This window comes from Neisseria sp. P0020.S003, assembly GCF_051957095.1.
GTDB lineage: Bacteria > Pseudomonadota > Gammaproteobacteria > Burkholderiales > Neisseriaceae > Neisseria > Neisseria subflava.
Genome location: NZ_JBQCWU010000003.1, coordinates 179,779 through 183,132 on the forward strand (window position 1 = coordinate 179,779; position 3,354 = coordinate 183,132).

The 3,354-nt window shown below is 47.9% G+C and carries 4 protein-coding genes; 3 read left to right on the forward strand and 1 reads right to left on the reverse strand.

Annotated features, from left to right (window positions below; all coding sequences use genetic code 11):
• On the forward strand, nucleotides 1-990 hold a 990-nt coding region (locus ACTHTQ_RS03765), incomplete at its 5' end, for a YadA-like family protein (protein ID WP_440363135.1).
• Between the two features lie 238 nt (nucleotides 991-1,228).
• On the opposite strand, the gene dusA is transcribed toward ACTHTQ_RS03765, so the two are convergent.
• Nucleotides 1,229-2,233 (reverse strand): tRNA dihydrouridine(20/20a) synthase DusA, encoded by a 1,005-nt coding sequence (dusA, locus tag ACTHTQ_RS03770; RefSeq protein ID WP_440363141.1) that lies wholly within the window; start codon nucleotides 2,231-2,233, stop codon nucleotides 1,229-1,231.
• Between the two features lie 217 nt (nucleotides 2,234-2,450).
• Here dusA and ACTHTQ_RS03775 point away from each other — a divergent pair, with 217 nt between their 5' ends.
• Together ACTHTQ_RS03775 and ACTHTQ_RS03780 are read left to right on the forward strand one after the other, a co-directional pair.
• Nucleotides 2,451-3,071, forward strand: a complete 621-nt coding sequence (locus ACTHTQ_RS03775) for an L-threonylcarbamoyladenylate synthase (protein WP_070749740.1) — start codon at nucleotides 2,451-2,453, stop codon at nucleotides 3,069-3,071.
• A 57-nt stretch (nucleotides 3,072-3,128) separates the two neighbouring features.
• A partial coding sequence (locus ACTHTQ_RS03780) for a helix-turn-helix domain-containing protein (protein WP_440346807.1) occupies nucleotides 3,129-3,354 on the forward strand: 226 nt, incomplete at its 3' end.

The window sequence follows — 3,354 nt, forward strand, 5'->3', positions numbered from 1 at the left end:
ACTGGTGCTACTGGTGCTACTGGTGCTACTGGTGCTACTGGTGCTACTGGTGCTACTGGTGCTACTGGTGCTACTGGTGCTACTGGTGCTACTGGTGCTACTGGTGCTACTGGTGCTACTGGTGCTACTGGTGCTACTGGTGCTAAAGGCGATACCGGTGCAACTGGCGCAACTGGTGCAACTGGTGCTACTGGTGCCAAAGGTGATACCGGTGAAAACGGTAAGTCTGCTGAAGGTAAAGTTGAGCGTGATGAAGCTAAAGGTACTTCTACCATTACTATCAACAACTTCGATAAAGACGGTAAAGTCATCTCTACTACTACTGCAACCGTGAAAGACGGTAAAGACGGTAAAGATGCTGATGGCACCTTCGGTCTGGTTGACGAGACTGGTACTACTGACGGCTCTATCTCCAAAAAACTGAATAACACTATTCAGATTAAAGGTGATGCGGGTACTAAAGTTCAAGTATTCGACAAAGCAACCGGTAAGACTTCAGAGAAAGAAGTTCAAAACATCTTCGTTAAGAAAGACGGCGATGCGCTGAAAGCCAGCTTGAACCCTGATCTGACCGTTAACAGTGTTACTACTAATGAACTGAAGGCAGGTCCTGTAACCATCAACAAAGATGGTATCGATGCCGGCAACACTACTATTAAAAATGTTGCTCCAGGTAAGAACGGTACCGATGCGGTTAACGTTGACCAGCTGAACCAAAAATTCGGCGATGTGAACAGCAGTGTGAACAAGGTTGACAACAACGCCCGCGCAGGTGTGGCTCAAGCTCTGGCTACTGCCGGTCTGCCACAAGCTTACTTGCCAGGTAAGAGCATGCTGGCTATCGGTGGCAGTCACTACCGCGGTGAAACCGGTTACGCTGTCGGCCTCTCTAGCATTTCCGATGGTGGTCACTGGATCATCAAAGGTACTGCTTCCGGCAACTCACGTGGTCACTTCGGTGCTACCGTAGCAGTTGGTTACCAATGGTAATCTGACTTTCAGACGGCCTGAAAAGGCCGTCTGAAAAGACGAAGTAAAGTAAATGCGGCCTAATTTAGGTCGCATTTTTTTATGCTTAGATTATGTGTTGGTTTTATTTGATGAATTAATCGTTATAGTAGCTAAAGAGAAATGAATATATCTTTAGCAGTCTGTTGCAATTTAAAAGGCCGTCTGAAACATCATTTGATGTTTCAGACGGCCTTTCATTTATTCACACTATACGCCATTAATCCCAAATATTTGCGCGTTCTACTTCTTTCCATGCGTCTAGAATCAGGCTGCCGTCGTTGTCTTTTAGCAAGGTGGCATCTGAGAGCATACGGCGCCAAGTGCGGGCATTTTTTAGGCCGTGCATTAAGCCTAGTGCATGGCGGACGATATGGCGTAGGATGGTACCGCGCCCTGAGGCGATTTGTTCGCGGCTGTATGCGTATAGCCAAGCTGCTAAATCTGCGTATTGGATTGGTGCGTGTGTGTTGTTGTAAAACAGTGCATCCCAATCGCGCATCAGCATCGGATTGTGATAAGCCTCGCGCCCGATCATGACGCCGTCGACAAATTTCAGATGTTCGGCGATTTCTTCATTGGTGGTGATGCCGCCGTTAATCAAAATTTCTAAGTCGGGGAACTCTTGTTTCAAACGGTAGACGTATTCATATTTGAGTGGCGGAACTTCACGGTTTTCTTTCGGGGATAAACCGTCCAGCCAAGCATTACGCGCATGGACGATAAATGTGCGGCAGGCTGTTTTTTCACGAAGTATGCCTACAAAATCTGCCACGACTTGATATTCTGTTTGTCTGTCTACGCCGATGCGGTGTTTGACTGTTACCGGAATTTTAACTGCATCCTGCATCGCGTTCAAACAATCTGCCACCAAATCTACATCGTTCATCAGGCAAGCGCCGAATGCGCCTTTTTGAACGCGTGGGCTGGGGCAGCCGCAATTTAGGTTGACTTCGTTATAGCCATACGCCTCAGCCGCTTTGGCAGCGATTGCCAAGTCATGCGGATCTGATCCGCCAAGCTGTAAAGCGACCGGTTGCTCGCCTTCGTTGAAACTCAAGAAGCGGTCTTTATCTCCGTAAACCACTGCGCCTGAATTGACCATTTCGCTATACAGCCAAGCATTGCGTGTAATTTGTCGCGCCATAAAGCGATAGTGTCTGTCTGTCCAATCGAGCATAGGTGCGACAGATAAGCGGCGGGAAGGTAGGGAAGAAGCAGACATTGAGATGACTTTCAAACAAAATAACGCATTATATAGCGTATTAAATTGACTTTCGATATCGGCCGGTAAATCAAAATGATATATAAGGTATCACTAGGTGCAGCTGTGTTGTAGCTGAGGCTAAATCCATTCATAGTGGTGGAAATCCAATATTCAGACGGCCAAATAAGTTTTAAAATGTCAAACAACAAACCATTAGAATGATAAGGAAAAAAACATGGCACAATTTTTCGCCATCCATCCTGATAATCCCCAAGACCGCCTCATCAAACAAGCCGCCGATATTGTCCGCAGTGGCGGTGTTATCGTTTACCCTACGGATTCCTGCTATGCGCTTGGCTGCAAACTCGGCGACAAAAACGCGATGGAGCGCATTCTCACGATTCGCAAAATCGATCAAAAACACCATCTGACCCTGATGTGTGCCGATTTGAGCGAATTGGGTACTTACGCCAAAGTAGATAATGCCCAATTCCGCCAGCTTAAAGCAGCTACGCCCGGCAGCTACACCTTTATCCTGCAGGCAACCAAAGAAGTACCGAATCGCACGCTTCACCCCAAACGCAAAACCATCGGCCTGCGTGTTCCCAATAACGCCACTGCTTTGGCACTTTTGCAAGAGTTGGGCGAACCTATTTTAAGTTGCACCCTCATGCTGCCCGAAGACGACGAGCCATTGACTGATCCATACGAAATCCGAGACCGTCTTGAGCATGCTGTTGATTTGGTTATTGATGGCGGCTGGTGCGGTACTGAGCCGACGACGGTTATCGATATGACCGATGGTACTGAGCTGATTCGTCAAGGCAAGGGCGATATTGCCGTATTCGGCTTGTAAAACTATTTGTAGAAACTAGTAGCGTTGTTTACAGTATTTCCAAGAGAATACTGAAACATGAACATGCACAAAAACACCCGACTCACCCCGCACCACCGTCAAGCCATTTGGCTGGCCTACACGCAGGGGAAAGAGAGCGTCACCTCCCTAGCACGTCGCTACCAAGTCAGCCGCGTCACCATTTACCGCGCACTTAAAGCCGCAAGGGGCAGACTGCTCAAACCCCAAACCAGTACCAACAACCGTTTCAAACAGGCAAAGTACGGAATGAAACGCCTGGCCA